This window comes from Pseudomonas sp. FW507-12TSA (assembly GCF_058781435.1).
In genome coordinates, this window is record NZ_JBYSWT010000048.1 from 22,867 (window position 1) to 41,831 (window position 18,965).

At 64.9% G+C, this 18,965-nt stretch carries 18 protein-coding genes; 12 read left to right on the forward strand and 6 right to left on the reverse strand.

From position 1 onward, the window contains the following. Positions 1 to 68: 68 nt before the first annotated feature. Positions 69 to 533 (forward strand): DUF3859 domain-containing protein, encoded by a 465-nt coding sequence (locus tag AC3WK8_RS30515; protein WP_103326781.1) that lies wholly within the window; start codon positions 69 to 71, stop codon positions 531 to 533. A gap of 137 nt (positions 534 to 670) precedes the next feature. Beyond that, on the forward strand, positions 671 to 2,296 hold the full coding sequence (locus AC3WK8_RS30520) for a methyl-accepting chemotaxis protein (RefSeq protein ID WP_085597236.1): 1,626 nt from the start codon (positions 671 to 673) through the stop codon (positions 2,294 to 2,296). 59 nt (positions 2,297 to 2,355) lie between these two features. Here AC3WK8_RS30520 and fabB read toward each other — a convergent pair whose 3' ends face one another. The 5 genes from fabB to AC3WK8_RS30545 all read right to left on the reverse strand — a co-directional run bounded on the left by fabB (position 2,356) and on the right by AC3WK8_RS30545 (position 9,241). Next, positions 2,356 to 3,576 carry a beta-ketoacyl-ACP synthase I gene (fabB, locus tag AC3WK8_RS30525; RefSeq protein WP_022643121.1) on the reverse strand — a complete coding sequence of 407 codons (1,221 nt, stop codon included), beginning with the start codon at positions 3,574 to 3,576 and terminating at the stop codon, positions 2,356 to 2,358. An 11-nt stretch (positions 3,577 to 3,587) separates the two neighbouring features. Next, entirely contained in the window at positions 3,588 to 4,103 is a 516-nt protein-coding gene (gene fabA, locus AC3WK8_RS30530; protein WP_022643122.1) for a 3-hydroxyacyl-[acyl-carrier-protein] dehydratase FabA, read from the reverse strand. Between the two features lie 248 nt (positions 4,104 to 4,351). Next, positions 4,352 to 6,253, reverse strand: a complete 1,902-nt coding sequence (locus AC3WK8_RS30535) for an ATP-binding protein (protein WP_103326783.1) — start codon at positions 6,251 to 6,253, stop codon at positions 4,352 to 4,354. Beyond that, positions 6,250 to 7,164: an ABC transporter substrate-binding protein gene (locus tag AC3WK8_RS30540; RefSeq protein ID WP_103326786.1), complete on the reverse strand. Its 915-nt coding sequence runs from the start codon at positions 7,162 to 7,164 to the stop codon at positions 6,250 to 6,252. The genes AC3WK8_RS30535 and AC3WK8_RS30540 overlap by 4 nt, the downstream gene beginning before the upstream one ends. A 1-nt stretch (position 7,165) precedes the next feature. Continuing rightward, complete coding sequence (locus AC3WK8_RS30545; RefSeq protein WP_178088069.1) at positions 7,166 to 9,241, reverse strand: TonB-dependent receptor plug domain-containing protein; 2,076 nt, start codon at positions 9,239 to 9,241, stop codon at positions 7,166 to 7,168. Positions 9,242 to 9,481: 240 nt separating this feature from the next. Between AC3WK8_RS30545 and AC3WK8_RS30550 the strand changes: the two genes are divergently transcribed. The 10 genes from AC3WK8_RS30550 (at position 9,482) to AC3WK8_RS30595 (ending at position 18,040) form a co-directional block, all read left to right on the forward strand. After that, the gene (locus AC3WK8_RS30550; protein ID WP_103326792.1) at positions 9,482 to 10,507 is read left to right on the forward strand and encodes an NAD(P)H-dependent glycerol-3-phosphate dehydrogenase; all 1,026 of its coding nucleotides are present in this window, start codon (positions 9,482 to 9,484) and stop codon (positions 10,505 to 10,507) included. A gap of 18 nt (positions 10,508 to 10,525) precedes the next feature. Then, the gene (locus AC3WK8_RS30555) at positions 10,526 to 10,873 is read left to right on the forward strand and encodes a DUF4389 domain-containing protein (RefSeq protein ID WP_022643127.1); all 348 of its coding nucleotides are present in this window, start codon (positions 10,526 to 10,528) and stop codon (positions 10,871 to 10,873) included. Continuing rightward, entirely contained in the window at positions 10,870 to 11,319 is a 450-nt protein-coding gene (gene sixA / locus AC3WK8_RS30560; RefSeq protein WP_085597231.1) for a phosphohistidine phosphatase SixA, read from the forward strand. Before AC3WK8_RS30555 ends, sixA begins: the two co-directional genes overlap by 4 nt. Before the next feature lie 167 nt (positions 11,320 to 11,486). Next, positions 11,487 to 13,154 (forward strand): AMP-binding protein, encoded by a 1,668-nt coding sequence (locus tag AC3WK8_RS30565; RefSeq protein ID WP_103326794.1) that lies wholly within the window; start codon positions 11,487 to 11,489, stop codon positions 13,152 to 13,154. A 28-nt stretch (positions 13,155 to 13,182) separates the two neighbouring features. Beyond that, positions 13,183 to 13,626, forward strand: a complete 444-nt coding sequence (locus AC3WK8_RS30570; RefSeq protein WP_022643130.1) for a hotdog fold thioesterase — start codon at positions 13,183 to 13,185, stop codon at positions 13,624 to 13,626. 113 nt (positions 13,627 to 13,739) lie between these two features. Beyond that, positions 13,740 to 14,546, forward strand: a complete 807-nt coding sequence (locus tag AC3WK8_RS30575) for an alpha/beta fold hydrolase (protein ID WP_103326797.1) — start codon at positions 13,740 to 13,742, stop codon at positions 14,544 to 14,546. Then, the gene (locus AC3WK8_RS30580) at positions 14,543 to 15,397 is read left to right on the forward strand and encodes an alpha/beta hydrolase (RefSeq protein WP_022643132.1); all 855 of its coding nucleotides are present in this window, start codon (positions 14,543 to 14,545) and stop codon (positions 15,395 to 15,397) included. The genes AC3WK8_RS30575 and AC3WK8_RS30580 overlap by 4 nt, the downstream gene beginning before the upstream one ends. Positions 15,398 to 15,447: 50 nt before the next feature. Next, positions 15,448 to 16,107: a glutathione S-transferase family protein gene (locus AC3WK8_RS30585; protein ID WP_085597229.1), complete on the forward strand. Its 660-nt coding sequence runs from the start codon at positions 15,448 to 15,450 to the stop codon at positions 16,105 to 16,107. Between the two features lie 8 nt (positions 16,108 to 16,115). Next, entirely contained in the window at positions 16,116 to 16,919 is an 804-nt protein-coding gene (locus AC3WK8_RS30590) for a DUF4892 domain-containing protein (RefSeq protein ID WP_177409085.1), read from the forward strand. A gap of 68 nt (positions 16,920 to 16,987) precedes the next feature. Beyond that, a complete protein-coding gene (locus tag AC3WK8_RS30595; RefSeq protein WP_022643135.1) occupies positions 16,988 to 18,040 on the forward strand; it encodes an AI-2E family transporter in 1,053 nt (350 codons plus the stop codon). Between the two features lie 2 nt (positions 18,041 to 18,042). Here the strand turns inward: AC3WK8_RS30595 and AC3WK8_RS30600 are convergent. Beyond that, on the reverse strand, positions 18,043 to 18,965 hold a 923-nt coding region (locus AC3WK8_RS30600; RefSeq protein WP_103326800.1), incomplete at its 5' end, for a sensor histidine kinase.

The window sequence follows — 18,965 nt, forward strand, 5'->3', positions numbered from 1 at the left end:
CGGCGGATTGTCATCAGCTTGTCACCCTTGGTTCATATGCTCGCGCCATCTCAATCAAGGAGCGCGATATGCATTTCACTCGTTCAAGCGTCCTGGCGGCGCTGATGATCGTCAGCGGCCTGGCCAGTGCCGAGGTCCGTGTCGAAGGTCCCGTGGAGTTCGGCGTGTTCGAAGGCCCCAAGGCCGAGCTGCAATCGGGGGAGCGGGTGCTGCGTCGCAGCAACGAGAAGATCCAGCAGACTGCCGTGGTACCGGCCCGGTTGGGCACCAAGTTCGGCCTGCGCTACCAACTGCTGGGCAAGGTCGCCGACGGCCAGCCGCTGACCCTGTTGTACCTGACGCCGGGCATTCGCACTCCTGATGGCTTGCGCCATGACAAGCTGGAAGTGACCCAGAAGCTGGTGCCCAATGCCCCTCAGGATGTGATGGCCTACGAGTTCACCGAAAGCCACGAAGTGGTGCCGGGTGAATGGCACTTCATGGTGTTCCAGGGCGACCGTTTGTTGGCAGAACAGCGATTTTCGGTGCGCTGAATCGTTTTATGCCCCGGTATCGAAGTACTTGGGCGTTTTGATATCACTTTTTCGTCTTACGCAAATTCCATCTGGCCCGATACCGTCTAAGAGCACCTGCTGCAAGTCTTGCAGCGCTCTAGGAAGGAGCCAAAGGAATGAGCCTCAGAAGTCTGAATATTGCGCCACGGGCAAGCCTGGGTTTTGGCTTGCTGGCGCTCATGATGTTTATCCTCGGGGCATTCGCCCTGATGCAAATGGCCAACATGCGCCAGCAATCCGATGAGGTAGAGAGCAATTGGTTGCCCAGCGTCATGTCCGTTGGTGACATGAGCCAGGACCTGCTGCGGGTCCGCGCCTTGACCTTGCGCCTGCTGATCAATCGCGATCCTCAGGCGATCGCCCAGAACGAAGCCAAGATCAACGACATAAAGAAGGGCCTGGGCATCGCCCAGGGACGTTATGAATCGCTGATCGTGCTGCCCCAGGAGCGTGTGCTGTTCGATCGCTTCAAGTCCATCGAGAAGCAGTACCTGGAGCGCCAGGCCCAGGTCATGCAGTACTCCAGCCAGAATCAGGTGGAGGCGGCGGTCAAGGTCGTCAACGGCGAGATGAACCAGTTGGCCGATGAAATGGCCGCCACCCTGCATGACCTGATCGACCTGAACAAGCAGAGCGCCACCCAGGCCACCGACCTGGCCCAGGAGGTGTTCAGCAAGTCGCGGATCTGGGTGGTGGTGATGATCGTGGCGGCGGCGCTGGTGACCGTTGGCCTGGCGTTGCTGCTGACCCGCAGCATCGTCCTGCCCCTGGCGCAATCGTTGAGCGTGGCCGAGGTGGTGGCCGGCGGCGACCTGACCGGCGATATCCGGGTGAGCGGCAAGGACGAGCCGGCGCGCTTGCTCCATGCGCTCAAGGCCATGCAGCACAGCCTGCGGGAAACCATCAAGCGGATCTCCGATTCTTCGAGCCAGCTGGCCTCGGCCTCGGAGGAGCTCAGTAGCGTCACCGAGGATGCGACCCGGGGCTTGTACCAGCAGAACCAGGAAATCGAACAGGCGGCCACGGCGGTGAACCAGATGACCGCGGCAGTGGAGGAGGTGGCCAGCAATGCCGTGGCCACGTCCCAGGCTTCCCGGGAGTCCGACCGGATCGCCAAGCATGGGCGCGAGCAGGTGCAGCAGACAGTGCTGTCCATCGAGTCGCTGGCGGAAGATGTGACGGCCAACGCCAACCAGGTGGAAGACCTGGCCCAGAAGGTCTATGGCATCAGCAAGGTGCTGGAGGTGATCCGCGCCATTGCCGAGCAGACCAACCTGCTGGCGCTGAATGCCGCCATCGAGGCGGCGCGGGCCGGGGATGCCGGGCGCGGTTTCGCAGTGGTGGCCGACGAGGTGCGGGCCCTGGCCCATCGGACCCAGCAATCGACCCAGGAAATCGAACAGATGATCGGGGGCATCCAGCAAGGCACCGACCTGGCGGTCAACTCCATGCAGCAGAGCAACAGCCGCGCCCGCTCGACCCTGGAAGTGGCCAAGGCGGCCGGCCAGGCCCTGGAGGAAATCGCCTCGGCCTTCACCGAGATCAACGAGCGCAACACCGTCATCGCCAGCGCCTCCGAGCAGCAGGCAGCGGTGGCGCGGGAGGTGGATCGCAACCTGATGAATATCCGCGACCTGGCCCACCAGACTTCGGCGGGGGCCAACCAGACCAGCGCCGCCAGCCAGGAGCTGTCGCGCCTGGCGGTGGATCTCAACGCCATGGTGGCGCGTTTCTCGGTGTGAATCCCGGGCAAGAAAAAGCCCCGAACCAGTCGGGGCTTTTTTTCAGGCTGCGGCGGGGCCTACTTGCCCTGCCAGCGCTTGAGGACCAGGGTGGCATTGGTGCCGCCGAAGCCGAAGCTGTTGCTCATCACGGTATTGAAGGCAACGTCTTCGCGGGTCTTGGTCAGGATCGGCATGTCGGCCACTTCCGGATCCAGCTCGTCGATGTTGGCCGAGCCGGCCATGAAGTTGCCTTCCATCATCAGCATGCAGTAGATCGCTTCGTGAACGCCGGCGGCGCCCAGGGAGTGACCCGACAGGCTCTTGGTGGAACTGATGGCCGGAGCCTTGGCGCCGAACACTTCACGCACGCCTTTCATTTCGGCGACGTCACCGACCGGAGTCGAAGTGCCGTGGGTGTTCAGGTAGTCGATCGGGGCGTCGACGGTGGACATGGCCATCTGCATGCAGCGGATGGCGCCTTCGCCGCTCGGAGCCACCATGTCGTAGCCATCGGAAGTGGCGCCGTAGCCGACGATTTCCGCGTAGATCTTGGCGCCACGGGCCAGGGCGTGTTCCAGCTCCTCGACCACCACCATGCCGCCACCGCCGGCGATGACGAAACCGTCACGCTGGGCGTCGTAGGCGCGGGAGGCTTTCTCCGGGGTTTCGTTGTATTGGGTGGACAGGGCGCCCATGGCGTCGAACAGGAACGACTGGGTCCAGTGCTCTTCTTCACCGCCGCCGGCGAACACGATGTCCTGCTTGCCCATCTGGATCTGCTCCATGGCGGTGCCGATGCAGTGGGCGCTGGTGGCGCAGGCCGAAGCGATGGAGTAGTTCAGGCCCTTGATCTTGAACGGCGTGGCCAGGCAGGCGGAAACGGTGCTGCTCATGGTCCGGGTGACGCGGTACGGACCAACGCGCTTGACGCCTTTCTCGCGCAGGATGTCCAGCGCTTCCATCTGGTTCAGGGTCGAGGCGCCGCCGGAGCCGGCGATCAGGCCGGTGCGCGGGTTGGATACCTGCTCTTCGGTCAGGCCGGAGTCGGCAATGGCGTCCTTCATGGCCAGGTAGGCATAGGCTGCCGCGTGGCCGACGAAACGGTAGATCTTGCGATCGATCAGTTCTTCGAGATTCAGGTCAATGGAGCCGGAAACCTGGCTACGCAGACCCATTTCGGCATATTCCGGGTTGAAGCGGATGCCAGGGCGACTTGCACGCAGGTTAGCGGAGACGGTCTCTTTGTCATTGCCCAGGCACGAAACGATGCCCAGACCAGTGATAACGACGCGGCGCATGCGGATAACCCTTAAAAATTGTCAGTGGAGGTGAACACGCCGACCCGCAGGCCTTCGGCAGTGTAGATTTCCTTGCCGTCGACGCTGACCGAACCATCGGCGATGGCCAGGTTCAGCTTGCCCTTCAGGACGCGTTTGATATGGATGTTATAGGTGACCTTCTTGGCGCTTGGCAGCACCTGGCCGAAGAATTTGACTTCTCCCGAGCCCAGGGCGCGACCGCGGCCCGGCAGGCCTTGCCAGCCCAGGAAGAACCCCACCAGCTGCCACATGGCATCCAGGCCCAGGCAGCCTGGCATCACCGGGTCGCCTTCGAAATGGCAGGCGAAGAACCACAGGTCCGGAGTGATATCCAGCTCGGCGACCAACTCACCTTTGCCGTACTTGCCACCTTCGCCGCTGATGTGAGTGATGCGGTCGATCATCAGCATGTTGCCGGCGGGCAGTTGCGCATTACCTGGGCCGAACAGCTCACCGCGACTGCAGCGCAGCAGATCTTCCCGAGTAAAGGCGTTTTGTTTGGTCATGCGAGCTCCTCAATAGTCCCGTGCGGCAGGGTTGGGCAAATCTTCCCGGCCGATCGAAGCGTTCATGCCTCGAGCCGGCAGCCTACTCATAGACTATTGCGTTGTAGTGAAAGTCACAGCGCAAAGGGCATGAATGTACACTTGTGCACTGAAATTTTTTTCGGAGGCCTTTTCAGGGCCCCATCGGGTGCCTAAGACTGCCGCACTTTCGCCCGCCACGCCAGTCGCAGATGTTTGAAAATAGCCCGCTATTGCACCCAACGTTGGAGAATTTGCTGTAGATCCGCCCGCTTGAAGGGCTTTGCCAGATAGTCGTTCATGCCGGCCGCGAGGCAGGCCTCACGGTCACCCTGGAGGGCATTGGCGGTCAGCGCGATGATGGGCAGATCGGCACAACCGGGCAGTTGCCGGATCTGCCGGGTGGCCTCGTAGCCGTCGACCAGCGGCAGCCGGCAATCCATCAGGATCGCCTCGAAAATCAGGCTTTCGGCACTGCGTACCGCCTGGGCGCCATCGGTGACGATGCTCACGCTGAAGCCCAGGCTGCGCAACATGGCCTGGATAACGGTCTGGTTCACCGGGTTGTCCTCCACCAGCAGCACGTTGCGGCCTGCGCCCTGGTCCGCCGCGGTGCTGGCCCGTGGGGCCGCTACCGGCAGTGTCTGCTGGAACAGCGCCAGGGGGATTTCCAGGGTGAACACCGAGCCCCGGCCTTCCTCGCTCTGGGCCCGCAGGGTGCCGCCCATGCGCTCGGCCAGGGTCCGGGCGATGGGCAGGCCCAGGCCGGTGCCGCCATAGCGCCGGGAGATCGAGCTGTCGGCCTGCTGGAAGGCGTCGAACATCGATTCCAGGCTGGCCGGGCTGATGCCGATGCCACTGTCGCGCACCGCACAGGTGAACCACAGGAGCTCGTGGTCCAGGGCCTGCCACTGGGCTTCGATGGTCACACTGCCTTGTTCGGTGAACTTCAGCGCGTTGCCGACCAGGTTGACCAGGATCTGGCGGATCCGCGTCGGATCGCCCTTGACCTGCAACGACTCCAGTCCCGGCGCCAGCCGCAACTTCAGGTCCAGGCCCCGTTGCAGGGCACTGTGCTGGAAGGCCTGGGCCGAACTGGCGATCAATTCGGCCAGGTTGAACGGAATGTGTTCCAGCTCCAGGGCCGAGCGCTCGATACGCGAGAAGTCGAGAATGTCGTTGATCACCTTGAGCAGGTGCTCGGTGGATTCCGAGGCCAGTGCCGCGTACTCGCGTTGCTCGCGGGTCATCTCGGTGGTTTCAAGCAACTGCAGCATGCCCAGCACGCCATTCATCGGCGTGCGCAACTCATGGCTCATCATCGCCAGGAAGTCCGACTTGGCCCTGTTCGCCTGTTCCGCTTCTTCCCGGGTCTGGATCAACTGGGACATGGCCTGCTGCTGTTCGCGGCTGGCCAGTTCCAGGCCGGCGGCGAGGTTGTTGATGTGCCGCGCCAGGTTGCCCAGCTCGCCATCGTCGACGATCGGCAACGGGGTCTTGAAGTCGCCTTCCTGGATCGCCTTGACCGCGTTGCTCATGGCCCTGATCGGCTGGGCCAGGCCGGCGGCCAGGCGGCGGGCCAGCAGGAAGGTGAAGAGCAGGGCGAACAGGGCGAGGATCCCGGCCTTGAGGACGATTTCCTGTTGGCGCTGGCTGAAGGCGTCGTTGGACATGCCGACCAGCACGCGCCCCAGGTAGCCGTCGCCCTGGCTGGCCAGGCTGCCCGGATCCTCTTGCAGGAAGTCGTTGTGCACCTGGATCCGCTGCAGCCGCACGGGAGCCTGGAATACCTTGATCTGTTTCGCATGGTCATGGCGGGCCGCAGGCTGCTCGACATACACCAGGATGTTGTTGGCGCTGTCCTGGACCTCCAGGAATTGCACGTGGGGCGTGCTCAGGGTCGCTTGCAACAGGCTTTCCAGGCCCTCGTTGTTGCCGGAGATCACCCCGTATTCGGTGGCCGGGGCCAGTTGGTTGGCGATCAGCTGGCCGGTGTGGTCCAGCTCCTGGTGCAGGTCCTGGATGCGCACGAAAGTGAAGAAGCTGATCAGCAACAGTGTCAGGAGCAGCGCGGGGCCGAGGCTGATCAGCTGAGTACGGGCCTGGATATCCCAACGGCGACGCAATGTCATGGGCGTTTCTCTCCTTCGCTCAACTGGCGGGCGACGGTCTCAGGATCGATTTCCTCGATGCCCAGGGAGCGTGCCACCTGTGGGTTGCTCAATACCTTGAAGGCCGCCGGGTACTGCGAACGGGGCCATTGGGCTGGTGGCCGGTCCAGCAGCTGGTCCAGGGTTTGCAGCCAGTCCTGCTGGTCGCTGTAGGTGCTGGCCAGGCTGCCAGCCCTGACGAAACCGGCGTTGGGCCCGATCAGGGCCTGTTGTCGGGCATAGCTGCTGAGCAGCAGGTTCTTGACGGTCTTGGGGTTGTACAGGCTGGGGTCGTCCAGGCCCAGCAAGACTTCGCTGTTGCGCAGCACTTCCTGCAATGGACGACTGTCGCCGATGTCGTTCCAGGCCTCGGCGACGATTTCCAGCCCCTGGGCGCGCGCCGCCTGGCGCAGTTCCTCGAGCAGGAACCGGCTGTCCTGGCTGTACAGCACGCCCACCCGGCGGACCTGGGGCAGCACCTCGCGGATCAGGCGTAGCTGGCGGGCCCCGGGCGGGTCGCTCCACAGCAGGGTGAGCCTGGGCTGCGGCGTTCCTGGCAGGCGTTGGGCGGCTTGCAGGCGACTGATGCGCAGCACCAGGGTCGGCGGGCCCTGCGCATCTTGCAGGCGCCAGTCGAGGCTTTGCGGGTCCAGCAGGATCAAGCGCGTGGCCGCCGGCAAGAGGCCCGGTGCGGGCAATTGCCCGAGCGGCTCGAAGCGCACCTGGTCCTGGGGGCGCAGCTCCGCCAGTTCCCGGGCGAAGCTGCGCACGCTGTCGCTGTCTTCACTGGCGGTCAGCAGCACTTCGGCGGCGCGCAACGGCGCGCACAGCAGCCAGCCCAGCAGCACCAGGCTCCAGCCGAGTCGAGGCAGGCCCTTGCGCGAGCGAGCCATGCTAGAACTCCAGCTCCGCGCTGAAGTACAGCGTGTGGTGGGAGTCGTAGCGGTTGTCGGCGAAGGTGACGGGCTGGTGGTCGAGCCGCTGTTGCAAGGTGCCGGCCAGCTCCAGGTCGGCCTTGCCCAGGGACAGGCGCTTGGCGACGCGGGTATCGACCCGCTGGAAACGGTAGCCGTTGAGGGCGCTGTCTCCATAGTAGAAGAGTGCGCTGGACCAGCCCTGGCCCCAGTTGCGCAGCCAGCCGGCCGAGCCGCTGTTGCTGGCGCTCAAGCGCTGGTCCAGGCGGTTGCTGGCCTGGGCATGGACATAGGCGTAGGTCAGGCGCAGGCGGTCGGCGCGGCTCAGCTGCCAATCCAGCTGGCTTTCGCTGCCGGTGAAACGCGCCGAGTTGCTGTTGCTGGCGATGTACTGGTTGTTGCGCAGCGGCTCGCTGACCATCCTGCTGATTTCGTCGTAGAACAGCTTGATATCCAGGTTCAGCCGCTGGTCGACGAAATAGCCGTTGTAGCCCAGCTCCCGGGAGCGCATGCGTTCCTGGTCGAGGTCGCCGGGGCCGCGGGTCTTGACGAAGTACTGGGCGCTGTTCTGGCCGTAGACCGGAGCGCTCAGGCCGGTGACCCGATAGCTCCAGTTGACGTTGTTCTCGAACATGTCCGGGGAACGGATGGCTTCGGAGTACACCGCCCGCAACCCGTGGCGCGGGTTGATCAGGTAGTTGACGGCGATCCGCGGGGTCAGGGAGTTCCCGGTGAGCCGGGCGTCTTCGTACATGGCCCCGCCCTGGATCAGCCAGTGTTCGCTGGCCCGCCATTCCAACTGGCCGAACAGGCGCCAGGTGGTGTCGTCCAGCACGCCGTTGAAATAGGTCTCGGAGTCGGCACGGTCGTAGCGGTAGTTCATGCCGCTGACCAGCCGCAGGTCGTCGGCGAGGCTCAGGGTGTCCTGTATTTCCAGGTCGTAGCGGGTTTCCCGGGTACTCTGGTCGATATTGCCGCAGACGGGGTTCTTGCCGCCGGCGTTCCATTGACCGATGACCTGCCGCGCCAGTGCTTTTTCTTCCTCGGTTCCTGCCGGTGCCGCGCTGGGGTCATCAGGCATGTTGCGCGCCAGGCGCTCGGTGTAGTTCGGGTTGAGCTGCCACAGGCGCGCCAGTTCGGGACTGAAGGACAGGGCCGCATCGCAAGCCCTCCAGGTCTGCTGGCGATCCCAGTGCTGGGCCGAGCCCTGGACGTAGAGGCTGTGCCGTGGGTCCAGGTCCAGGTTCCAGCGCAGGGAGGTCGCATAGTCCTTGGCGATCACGTCGGAGTTGTAGCCTTTCTCGGCGTAGTCCTTGAACACCGGCCGATAGGTATAAGGCCGCTGGTTGCTGCCTTCCTTGGCATTGAACTGCCAATCGATGCTCTGGCGTTCGTCGAGCATCTGGCCGAGCGCCAGGCTGATGCGGTTCAGGCGCCGGCTGTCGCGATAGTCCGACCCGTCCTGGCGCTTGTCGAAGCCATCGTCCTCCTGGCCCGAAAGCGACAGGCGCAGGTCGCCGCCGTCCCAGCCGGTACCCTGGCTGGCGTACCAGTCGGCCACACCACGCTGGCCACGGGTCACCTTGATCCGCGTGCCATGGCTGTTGGCCGGCGAGCGGGTAATGATGTTGACCACCGCCATCAATGCGTTGGCGCCGTAGCTGACGGTATTGGGGCCGCGGAATACCTCGATGCGCTCGATATCCTCCATGGCCACCGGAATGTCGCTCCAGTCCACGGTGGCCAATCCGGCCCGATACACCGAGCGCCCGTCGATCAAGACCTGCATGCGCCGGGCTTCGCTGGCGCTGGTGCCGTGGTAGTTGACCGTGGCCTGGTTGCCGCTGATGGCGCCGACCATCATCCCCGGCACCAGGCGCAGCAGTTCGCTGATGTCCCGGGCGCCGCTGGCCTTGATCAATTCGTTGTCCAGCACGGTCATGCTGCCGGGCACTGCGGCGGGGGATTGTTTCAGGCGGGTGGCGGTCAATACCTGGGGCAGTGCGCCGTCGTCGACGAACAGATCTTCGGCCAGCGCCGGATGACCGGATAGCATGCCCAGCAGCAATGACAGGCGAAGGGGGGAGGGACCAGCGGGCACGGCGCAGCCTTGAAACGTGAAAGATGGCGCGCATGTTAACCGAGACGGTCGAGTTTTCCATTCGATGGGCCTGCATCCGCCGAGCGCCTGCGCGGGTTTGCGACAGATCGCCCGGACAGTTGACCGGGGCTGGTGGTCGGATGGCCGCCCCGTATAATGCCGCCATCGCCACTGCTATGGAAAAACGGATTGCATATGACACAACAGCGCCCTATTGCGGTCCTGGGAGGCGGAAGTTTCGGTACCGCCGTGGCCAACCTGCTGGCCGAGAACGGCCAGGCGGTGCGGCAGTGGATGCGTGATCCCGAGCAGGCCGAGGCCATTCGGCTCAATCGCGAGAATCCGCGTTATCTCAAGGGCATCAAGATCCACCCGGCGGTGGAGCCGGTCACCGACCTGCTGGCCACCCTCGAGGACAGCGACCTGTGTTTCGTCGCCTTGCCCTCCAGCGCCCTGCGCGCGGTGCTGGCGCCCCATGCACAGCGACTCGGCGGCAAGATGCTGGTCAGCCTGACCAAGGGCATCGAGGCCCAGACCTTCAAGCTGATGAGCCAGATCCTCGAGGACATCGCGCCCCAGGCGCGGATCGGCGTGCTCTCGGGCCCCAACCTGGCCCGCGAAGTGGCCGAGCATGCCCTGACCGCCACGGTGGTGGCCAGTGAGGACGAGCAACTGTGCCAAGAAGTCCAGGCGGTGCTGCATGGCCGTACCTTCAGGGTCTACGCCAGTGCCGACCGCTTCGGCGTCGAGCTGGGCGGCGCCTTGAAGAACGTCTACGCAATCATCGCCGGCATGGCGGTGGCCCTGGGCATGGGGGAAAACACCAAGAGCATGCTGATCACCCGGGCCCTGGCGGAAATGACCCGCTTCGCCGTGAGCCAGGGGGCCAACCCCATGACCTTCCTTGGCCTGGCCGGGGTCGGCGACCTGATCGTCACTTGCTCCTCGCCCAAGAGCCGCAACTACCAGGTGGGCTTCGCCCTGGGCCAGGGTCTGAGCCTGGACGAGGCGGTGAGCCGCCTGGGCGAAGTGGCGGAAGGGGTCAACACCCTCAAGGTGCTCAAGGCCAAGGCCCAGGAGCTGGGGGTCTACATGCCGCTGGTAGCCGGGTTGCACGCGATCCTGTTCGAAGGCCGGACGCTCACCCAGGTGATCGAGCTGTTGATGCGCGGCGAACCGAAAACCGATGTCGACTTTATCTCCACCAGCGGATTCAACTGAGCAGTACAGGAGCGAGACATGAACGATACGAATTCCGAGGCCAAGTACGAATCCATTCTCCTGCGGGTGTTGTGGATGCTGGTATTCGCCCTGGTGTGGCAGGTGGCGCAGTTCCTCCTGGGGGCGCTGGTGGTAGTGCAGCTCATCTACCGATTGGTCTACGGCGCCCCCAATGCCAGCCTGATGAACTTCGGCGACAGCCTGAGCCAGTTCCTGGCGCAGATCGGCCGCTTCGGCAGTTTCCACACCGAACAAAAGCCCTGGCCGTTCGCCGACTGGCCGGCGCCCCGGGCTCCGGAGGGCGAGGCGCCCCACAGCGTGCCTCCGGCGCCGCATCCGGTGCGTGACGAGGAGCCCAAGTTGTGAGGCTCTGGGTATTGCGCCATGGCCAGGCCGAAGCCCATGCGGCCACCGATGCCGAGCGCAACCTGACGGCCCATGGCCGGCAGCAGGTGCTGGCCAGCGCCGCGCAACTGATCGGCCAGCCCCTCACCGGGATCCTTGCCAGTCCCTATGTCCGGGCCCAGCAAACCGCGCACCTGGTGCGCGAGGCCCTGGGCTTTGAGGGCGAGGTGCGTACCGTGTCCTGGCTCACCCCGGATGCCAATCCACTGCGGGCGCTGGAGCAACTGGACAGCGCCGAGAACCTGTTGCTGGTCAGCCACCAACCCTTGGTGGGCAGCCTGATCGGCCTGTTGCAGCATGGTCACCTGCGTGACCCGCAAGCCATGGACACCGCCAGCCTGGCGGAGTTGGCAGGCGACTGGCCGCTGGCCGGGGCCATGACCCTGGTTCGCGTCGACCATCCCTGATGCCCTCGCCGCCGGGCCCCTGGGCTCCGGTGGTGGGTGTCGGCAAGGCTGATGCCGGCTACATTTCTTAACTTGCAGCGCTCCCTGGTGCGTGGAATAGTCGACCGAGCAAGTGCTTGGTTGGTTAGCGGCTGTTCCCGAACACAACAAGAACAAAGGAGCGCGTCATGTCTGCTGCTTTTCGTTTGCCGTTGCAAGTGTTCTACCAGCGTGAAGCAAGTCATCCCCAGCAACTTTTCCTGGTCCAGCCCTGCGCCGGTGGCCAGGTGCAGGAACTGAGCTGGGCCGAGGTCGCCCAGCAGGTCCGACGCGCCGCCCAGTGGCTGCGGGAGCGGCAACTGCCGGCGGGCAGCAATATCGCGATCATCGGCAAGAACTCCGCCCACTGGATCATCGCCGACCTGGCGATCTGGATGGCCGGGCATGTCTCGGTGCCGCTGTACCCCAACCTCACCGCCGAGTCGGTGGCCCAGGTGCTGGAGCATTCCGGGTCGGCCCTGGCGTTCATCGGCAAGCTCGATGCCTGGCCGGAAATGTCCCGGGGCATCAGGACTGGTTTACCCACCATCAGCCTGCCATTGGCGCCGCAGGGCAGCTTCGATTTCAGCTGGGAGGCGCTGCAGCGTTGCCAGCCAATGACCGACAGCCCCTGCCCGGGGCCCGACCAACTGGCCACCATCATCTATACCTCCGGTACCACCGGATCGCCCAAGGGCGTGATGCACAGCTTCGGCAACCTCGGGTTCACCGCCAGCCATGGAGTCCAGATGTTCGGCCTGGGGCCCGGCGACCGGCTGCTGTCCTACCTGCCGTTGTGCCATGTGGCCGAGCGCGTATTCGTCGAGATGGGCGCGCTCTACACCGGGCAGACGATCTTTTTTGCCGAGAGCCTCGATACCTTCCTGGCCGACCTGCGGCGTGCCCGGCCCACGGCGATGTTCGGCGTGCCACGGATCTGGACCAAGTTCCAGATGGGGGTCTACGCCAAGATGCCGGCCAGGCGCCTGGACCTGCTCCTGGGCCTGCCGCTGATTGGCAAGTGGGTCGGGCACAAGGTCCTGGCGGGGCTGGGGCTGGATGCGTTGCGCGTGGCCCTGTCCGGAGCCGCGCCAGTGCCTCAGGCCCTGTTGCACTGGTACCAGCGCCTGGGCCTGGATGTGCTGGAGGTCTACGGCATGACCGAGAACTGTGGTTACTCCCATCTGGGCCGCTCGGGAGAATACATCCCGGGTTGGATCGGCCGGCCCTGTCCCGAGGTCCAGGTGCGCATCGCCGTGGACGGCGAGGTCCAGGTCCGCAGCCAGGCGGTGATGCAGGGTTACTACAAGGACCCGCAGAAGACCGCCGAGACCATCACCGAGGATGGTTTTTTACGCACCGGCGACAAGGGCGAGCAGGATGCTGCCGGCAACCTGCGCCTGACCGGCCGGCTCAAGGAAATCTTCAAGACCAGCAAGGGCAAGTATGTGGCGCCTGCGCCCATCGAGATCCGCCTGGCCGAGCATGCGCACATCGAGCAGGTATGCGTGGTCGGCGATGGCCTGAGCGCGCCGTTGGGTTTGTGCGTGTTGTCGGCGGCCGGCCAGCGCGAGGCCGATGGCAGCGCTCGCGAAGGCTTGCACAGCAGCCTGGAAAACCTCCTGGCCCAGGTCAATGGCGGCCTGGACAAGCACGAGCGCCTGCATCGGCTGGTGGTGGTCAAGGGTAGCTGGGCGGTGGAGAACGGTTTCCTGACCCCGACCCTGAAGATCAAGCGCAATGTGATCGAGTCCGCTTATGGCGACAGCTTCCAGGCCTGGAGCGAGCGCGAGGAAGTCGTGCTGTGGCAGGATTGAGCGACCAACCTACAAGAAGGAAGTGGCGATGAGCCTGTGGCGTACCACCCCCAACCTCGAGCAACTGAACGCGCTCCAGAAGAACACCATCGGCGAAGTGCTGGATATCCGCTTCGAGGCTTTCGACGAGCAGTCCCTGACCGCCAGCATGGTCATCGACCATCGTACCCACCAGCCCTACGGGCTGCTGCATGGTGGGGCTTCGGTGGTGCTGGCCGAGACCGTCGGCTCCATGGCCAGCTACCTGTGCATCGATGCCAGCAAGTTCTACTGCGTGGGGCTGGAGATCAATGCCAACCACCTGCGGGGTTTGCGCAGCGGGCGGGTCACGGCGGTGGCCAGGGCCATCCATCTCGGTCGCACCACCCACGTCTGGGACATCCGCCTGAGCAGCGACGAGGGCAAGGCCAGCTGTGTATCGCGCCTGACCATGGCGGTGGTGCCGCTGGGGCAGAACCCGCCGGCCGCCTGAACCCGCGGCCATAGGCCGGGCCGGGGTGTCAGTATTCCTGGCGGTTACGGTCATTGCCCTGGCGGCGGAGCTTGCGGAAAATCGCCGTTGATTTGGTAAATGGATGAGTCGGTATGTCGCAACAGGTGTTTTTCGCTCACGCCAATGGGTTTCCCTCCGGCACCTACGGCAAGTTGTTCGCCGCCCTGGCGCCGGAATTCGAGGTGACTCATCTGCAACAGCATGCCCATGACCCGCGTTTTCCGGTGGACGATAACTGGCGCAGCCTGGTGGACGAATTGATCCACCACCTGCAACAGCAGTCCCAGCCGGTGTGGGGCGTCGGGCACTCGCTGGGCGGCGTGCTGCACCTGCATGCGGCCCTGCGCTGCCCGGAGCTGTACCAGGGCGTGGTGATGCTCGACTCACCGGTGCTGACCCGGGCCGACCAATGGGTGATCCGTGCGGCCAAGCGCTTGGGTTTCATCGATCGGCTGACCCCGGCCGGGCGCACCCTGGGACGGCGCGAGGAGTTCAGCGATATCGAGTCGGCCCGCAGCTACTTTTCGCGCAAGACGCTGTTCCGCGCCTTCGACCCCGATTGCCTGGATGCCTACCTGGAGCATGGCCTGCAACAAGTGGGGGATCGCTTGCGGCTGCGCTTCGACCCGGCCACCGAGATCAGCATCTATCGTGGCGTGCCGCACACCAGCCCGGGCAGCGCCCATCAGCTCAAGGTGCCCCTGGCGGTGGTGCGAGGCCAGCAGAGCAGGGTGGTGATGCGCCATCACACCAGTGCCGTGGGACGCATGTCCCAAGGGGTGTCGCTGACCATGCCCGGCGGGCACATGTTCCCCCTTGAGCGACCCGAGGCCACTGCGCTCTTGCTCAAGGACCTGTTCAACCGCTGGCAGCACGGCCAGCAGCGGAGCCTTGCATGAGCCAGGGTGTGGAGGAAGTGCGCCTGAGCCTGCCGCATATCGAGCTGGCGGCGCATTTGTTCGGTCCAGAGGATGGCTTGCCGGTGATCGCCCTGCATGGCTGGCTGGACAACGCCAACAGCTTCGCGCGCCTGGCGCCCAAGTTGCGCGGCCTGCGCATCCTGGCCCTGGACCTGGCCGGCCACGGGCACTCCGGGCATCGCCCGGCGGGAGCGGGATACGCCCTGTGGGACTACGTGTACGACGTATTGCAAGTGGCCGAGCAGCTGGGCTGGCGGCGCTTCGCCCTCATGGGCCACTCCCTGGGGGCCATCGTGTCCCTGGTATTGGCGGCGGCCATGCCCGAGCGAGTCAGCCAGCTGGCGCTGATCGACGGCGTCATCCCGCCCACGGCCAGTGGCGAGGGCGCAGCCGAGCGCCTGGGCATGGCCCTGCAAGCGCAACTGGCCTTGCAGGACAAGCGCAAGCCGGTCTACAGCAGCCTGGAGCGCGCCGTCGAGGCGCGGATGAAAGGCCTGGTGGCCGTCAGCCGGGAAGCCGCCGAGCTGTTGGCGCAACGAGGCCTGATGCCGGTGGCCGGTGGTTATACCTGGCGCAGCGACAGCCGCCTGACCCTGGCTTCGCCCCTGCGCCTGACCGAGGAGCAGGCCATGTCCTTCGTCCAGCGGGTGGCCTGCCCGACGCAGCTGGTGGTGGCGGCCGATGGCATGCTGGCCCGGCACCAGGAGTTGCTGCAGCGTCTACCCTTCAACCTTGAACAGCTGCCGGGCGGGCACCATCTGCATTTGAACGATGAAACCGGTGCCACCTTTGTCGCAGACTGTTTCAATCGGTTTTTCGCCGTTCCTTGACTTGACCTGGTCAACTGTCGAGGCTTGGCGGGTTGAAATGGGAGACAACCATGATAGATCTGTACACCGCTGCGACCCCCAATGGCCACAAGGTTTCCATCCTGCTTGAAGAGCTCGGCCTGCCCTATACCGTGCACGCCTTGAGCTTCGACAAGAAGGAACAGAAGGCGCCGGCGTTCCTCAAGATCAATCCCAATGGGCGTATTCCTGCCATCGTCGATCGCGACAATGGCGATTTCCCGGTATTCGAGTCCGGGGCGATCCTTGTCTACCTGGCCGAGCGTACCGGTCGCCTGCTGCCTGCCGATGCCAAGGGGCGTTCGCAGGTCATGCAGTGGCTGATGTTCCAGATGGGCGGCATCGGCCCCATGCAAGGCCAGGCCAATGTGTTCTTCCGCTATTTCCCGGAGAAGCTGCAGGGCGCCATCGACCGCTACCAGCATGAGACCCGGCGTTTGTACGAGGTGCTCGACACGCGCCTGCAGCAGGTCGACTACCTGGCCGGCGACTACAGCATCGCCGACATCGCCACCTTCCCCTGGGTGCGCGGCCATGACTGGTCGGGAGTTCCGGTCCAGGGGCTGGAAGCGCTACAGCGCTGGATGGCGGCCATGGAGGCGCGCCCCGCGGTCCAGCGCGGCTTGCAGGTTCCGCAACGCAGTGACGACGCCAGCGTCGTCAAGGGCGCCCAGGCCATGCTGATCCGATGAGGGCCCCGATGCGTTCACTCAGTTTCCTGGGCCTGTCCCTGGCCAGCGCACTGGCGGTTGCCGCCGACCTTCCCGGAAGCCAGGACCTGCCCCTGGTGCCCCGTCTGACCGATGCCCAGATCGTCGATTACCGCCCCGAGGTAGAACAGGAGCGGATCTACCCCATGGGCTCGATCCGCAAGATCAGCGGCCAGTTGCGTTTCGACGGCCAGGTCAATGCCCGGGGCAAGCTCACCGCCATCACCTACCAACTGCCGGCCGAGCGCAGCTCCAACGAAGCCTTCACCCTGGCCCGCGAGGCTTTGCAGAAACAGGGCGCCGAGCTGCTGTTCTGGTGCCAGGCGCGGGACTGCGGCGAAAGCAGCCTGTGGGCCAATGAGGTGTTCGGCAACGCCAAGCTGTACGGCGCCGACGAGCAGCAGGCCTACTTGTTGCTACGCCTGGCGGCCCCCCAGGACAACTCCCTGGTGGCCCTGTACAGCATCACCCGCGGCAATCGCCGGGCTTACCTGCATGTGGAGCAGTTCGCCGCCGGTGCTCCACTGGGCGAACTGCTGCCCACCTCCGCGACGTTGCTCCGGCAATTGAAAGACACTGGCCGGCTGGACCTGGCCAAGCTGGCCGAGCCGCAGCCAACCTGGCTCACCTTGCTGTCCCGGGGATTGAACCTGGACACCACGTTGCGGGTCAGTCTTTGCGGCCAGCACGCCGAAGCCTGGCGCCAGGCCCTGATCGGCCAGGGCGTGCGCGCTACGCGGTTGGAAACCGGCGATACCCAGGCCGCCGGCCTGCACTTCGAACTGCTGCGTTAAGCTTTGCAGGCGACCCGCCCTGGCGGGTTCGCCTACTCTTCACTGGTTACTCTTGCGCGAGACATTTCATGCCCAATAACGATCGCCTGCTGGTGCAGATCCTGCTCCTGGTGCTGTTCGGTGCCAGCTTCTGGGTGATGGCGCCCTTTTGGTCGGCCCTGTTCTGGGGGGCGGTGCTGGCCTTTGCCAGCTGGCCGCTGATGCGTTTGCTGACCCGCTGGCTGCATGGTCGCGAATCCCTGGCCGCGGGCCTGCTGACCCTGGGCTGGATGCTGCTGGTGGCGGCGCCGCTGGTCTGGCTGGGCCTCAACCTGGCGGACCATGTACGTGATGCCACCGCCTTCATCAAGGACGTCCAGGTCGATGGCCTGCCCGAGGCGCCAGCCTGGCTGGGCGGCTTGCCGTTGGTGGGCGAGCGCCTGGTGGGCGTCTGGAACAGCATCGACGAACAGGGCGCGGCGCTGATGGTGGCGGTCAAGCCGTACCTGGGGCAGGTGGGCAACTGGTTGCTGGCCCGTAGCGCCCAGGTGGGCGGGGGCATCCTGGAACTGACCCTGAGCCTGGTCTTCGTGTTCTTCTTCTACCGTGACGGCCCGCGCCTGGCGCTGTTCGTGCACAAGCTGCTGGAGCGGCTGATCGGCGATCGTGCCGGCTACTACATCGACCTGGTAGCCGGCACCGTGCAGCGCGTGGTCAACGGCGTGATAGGTACTGCGGCGGCCCAGGGCCTGCTGGCTTTGATCGGCTTCATCATCGCCGGGGTGCCCGGGGCGCTGGTACTGGGGATCGTCACCTTCCTGCTCAGCCTGATCCCCATGGGGCCACCGCTGGTGTGGATCCCGGCCACGGCCTGGCTGGCCTGGAAGGGCGAGTACGGCATGGCGGTGTTCCTGGGAATCTGGGGCACCTTCATCATCAGTGGGGTGGATAACGTGCTCAAGCCCTACCTGATCAGCCGTGGCGGCAACCTGCCACTGGTGATCGTCCTGCTCGGGGTGTTCGGTGGCTTGATCGCCTTCGGTTTCATCGGCTTGTTCATCGGCCCGACCCTGTTGGCGGTGGCCTACAGCCTGTTGCTGGACTGGAGTGCCAGCCAGGCACGCAACCAGGAACCGCGCTGAGCTCAGGGACGGGTCAGCCGCAGTACCGCAGTCAGGCCGCCGCCCGGGGTTTCCTCGAGCTGCAGGCTGGCGCCCATGCGCTCCGCGGCTTCGCGGGCGATGGTCATGCCCAGGCCGACCCCGCCGGAATTGCGGTTGCGTGAACCCTCCAGGCGGAAGAACGGCTCGAACACCGCTTCACGCTGCTCGGCGGCGATGCCTGGGCCGTGGTCGATGACCCGGATCAGCAACTGCTCGCGATTGTCCTCCAGGGCCAGGGTCGCTTGGCCGGCATAGCGCAGGGCATTGTCCAGCAGGTTGTTCAGGCATGACTGCAGCGCCATGGGTTGCACCAGCAGCGGTGCGCAATGCCCCTGGGCCTGGACATCGGCGCCCCGGTCCTGGGCGTTCTCGCACATCGACTCCACCAGCGCTTGCACGTCCATCAGTTGCCAGATCTCGCTGGTGCGTTGCTCGTGCAGGTAGCTGAGGGTGGCGTCGAGCATCTTGATCATATCGTCCAGGTCCTGGCGCATCTGGCTTTGCAACTTGCTGTCCTCGATCTGCTCCAGGCGCAGCTTGAGGCGCGACAGCGGCGTGCGCAGGTCGTGGGAAACCGCGCCGAGCATGCGCCCACGCTGCTGGACTTGCTCGCGAATGCGCTTTTGCATCTGGTTGAAAGTGTTGGCTGCCTGTCGTGCTTCATGGGGGCCGAGTTCTTCCAGGGGCGGGCTGTCGAGGTTTTCGCTCAGGCGCTCGGCGGCGGCGCTGAGGCGTCGGATGGGCCGCGACAGCAGCTTGGCGCCGTACCAGGCGGCGATGATCAGCGAGATGAACTGGAACGTCAGCGGCACCAGCGGGCCGTTGAACCAGTGGCGTGGCCGCCGGGGAAAATGCGGTGGCGGGCCTGCCGGTCGGCCATCGTCCATTGTCGTTGGGGTCGGGG

Coding starts and splice junctions, on each gene's coding strand:
- fabA (WP_022643122.1), bottom strand. CDS start 4,103: ATGACCAAACAAAACGCCTTTACTCGGGAAGATCTGCTGCGCTGCAGT.
- AC3WK8_RS30545 (WP_178088069.1), bottom strand. CDS start 9,241: ATGCTATCCGGTCATCCGGCGCTGGCCGAAGATCTGTTCGTCGACGAC.
- AC3WK8_RS30540 (WP_103326786.1), bottom strand. CDS start 7,164: ATGGCTCGCTCGCGCAAGGGCCTGCCTCGACTCGGCTGGAGCCTGGTG.
- fabB (WP_022643121.1), bottom strand. CDS start 3,576: ATGCGCCGCGTCGTTATCACTGGTCTGGGCATCGTTTCGTGCCTGGGC.
- AC3WK8_RS30575 (WP_103326797.1), top strand. CDS start 13,740: ATGTCGCAACAGGTGTTTTTCGCTCACGCCAATGGGTTTCCCTCCGGC.
- AC3WK8_RS30550 (WP_103326792.1), top strand. CDS start 9,482: ATGACACAACAGCGCCCTATTGCGGTCCTGGGAGGCGGAAGTTTCGGT.
- AC3WK8_RS30520 (WP_085597236.1), top strand. CDS start 671: ATGAGCCTCAGAAGTCTGAATATTGCGCCACGGGCAAGCCTGGGTTTT.
- AC3WK8_RS30585 (WP_085597229.1), top strand. CDS start 15,448: ATGATAGATCTGTACACCGCTGCGACCCCCAATGGCCACAAGGTTTCC.
- AC3WK8_RS30565 (WP_103326794.1), top strand. CDS start 11,487: ATGTCTGCTGCTTTTCGTTTGCCGTTGCAAGTGTTCTACCAGCGTGAA.
- AC3WK8_RS30535 (WP_103326783.1), bottom strand. CDS start 6,253: ATGACATTGCGTCGCCGTTGGGATATCCAGGCCCGTACTCAGCTGATC.
- AC3WK8_RS30555 (WP_022643127.1), top strand. CDS start 10,526: ATGAACGATACGAATTCCGAGGCCAAGTACGAATCCATTCTCCTGCGG.
- AC3WK8_RS30570 (WP_022643130.1), top strand. CDS start 13,183: ATGAGCCTGTGGCGTACCACCCCCAACCTCGAGCAACTGAACGCGCTC.
- AC3WK8_RS30595 (WP_022643135.1), top strand. CDS start 16,988: ATGCCCAATAACGATCGCCTGCTGGTGCAGATCCTGCTCCTGGTGCTG.
- AC3WK8_RS30515 (WP_103326781.1), top strand. CDS start 69: ATGCATTTCACTCGTTCAAGCGTCCTGGCGGCGCTGATGATCGTCAGC.
- AC3WK8_RS30580 (WP_022643132.1), top strand. CDS start 14,543: ATGAGCCAGGGTGTGGAGGAAGTGCGCCTGAGCCTGCCGCATATCGAG.
- AC3WK8_RS30590 (WP_177409085.1), top strand. CDS start 16,116: ATGCGTTCACTCAGTTTCCTGGGCCTGTCCCTGGCCAGCGCACTGGCG.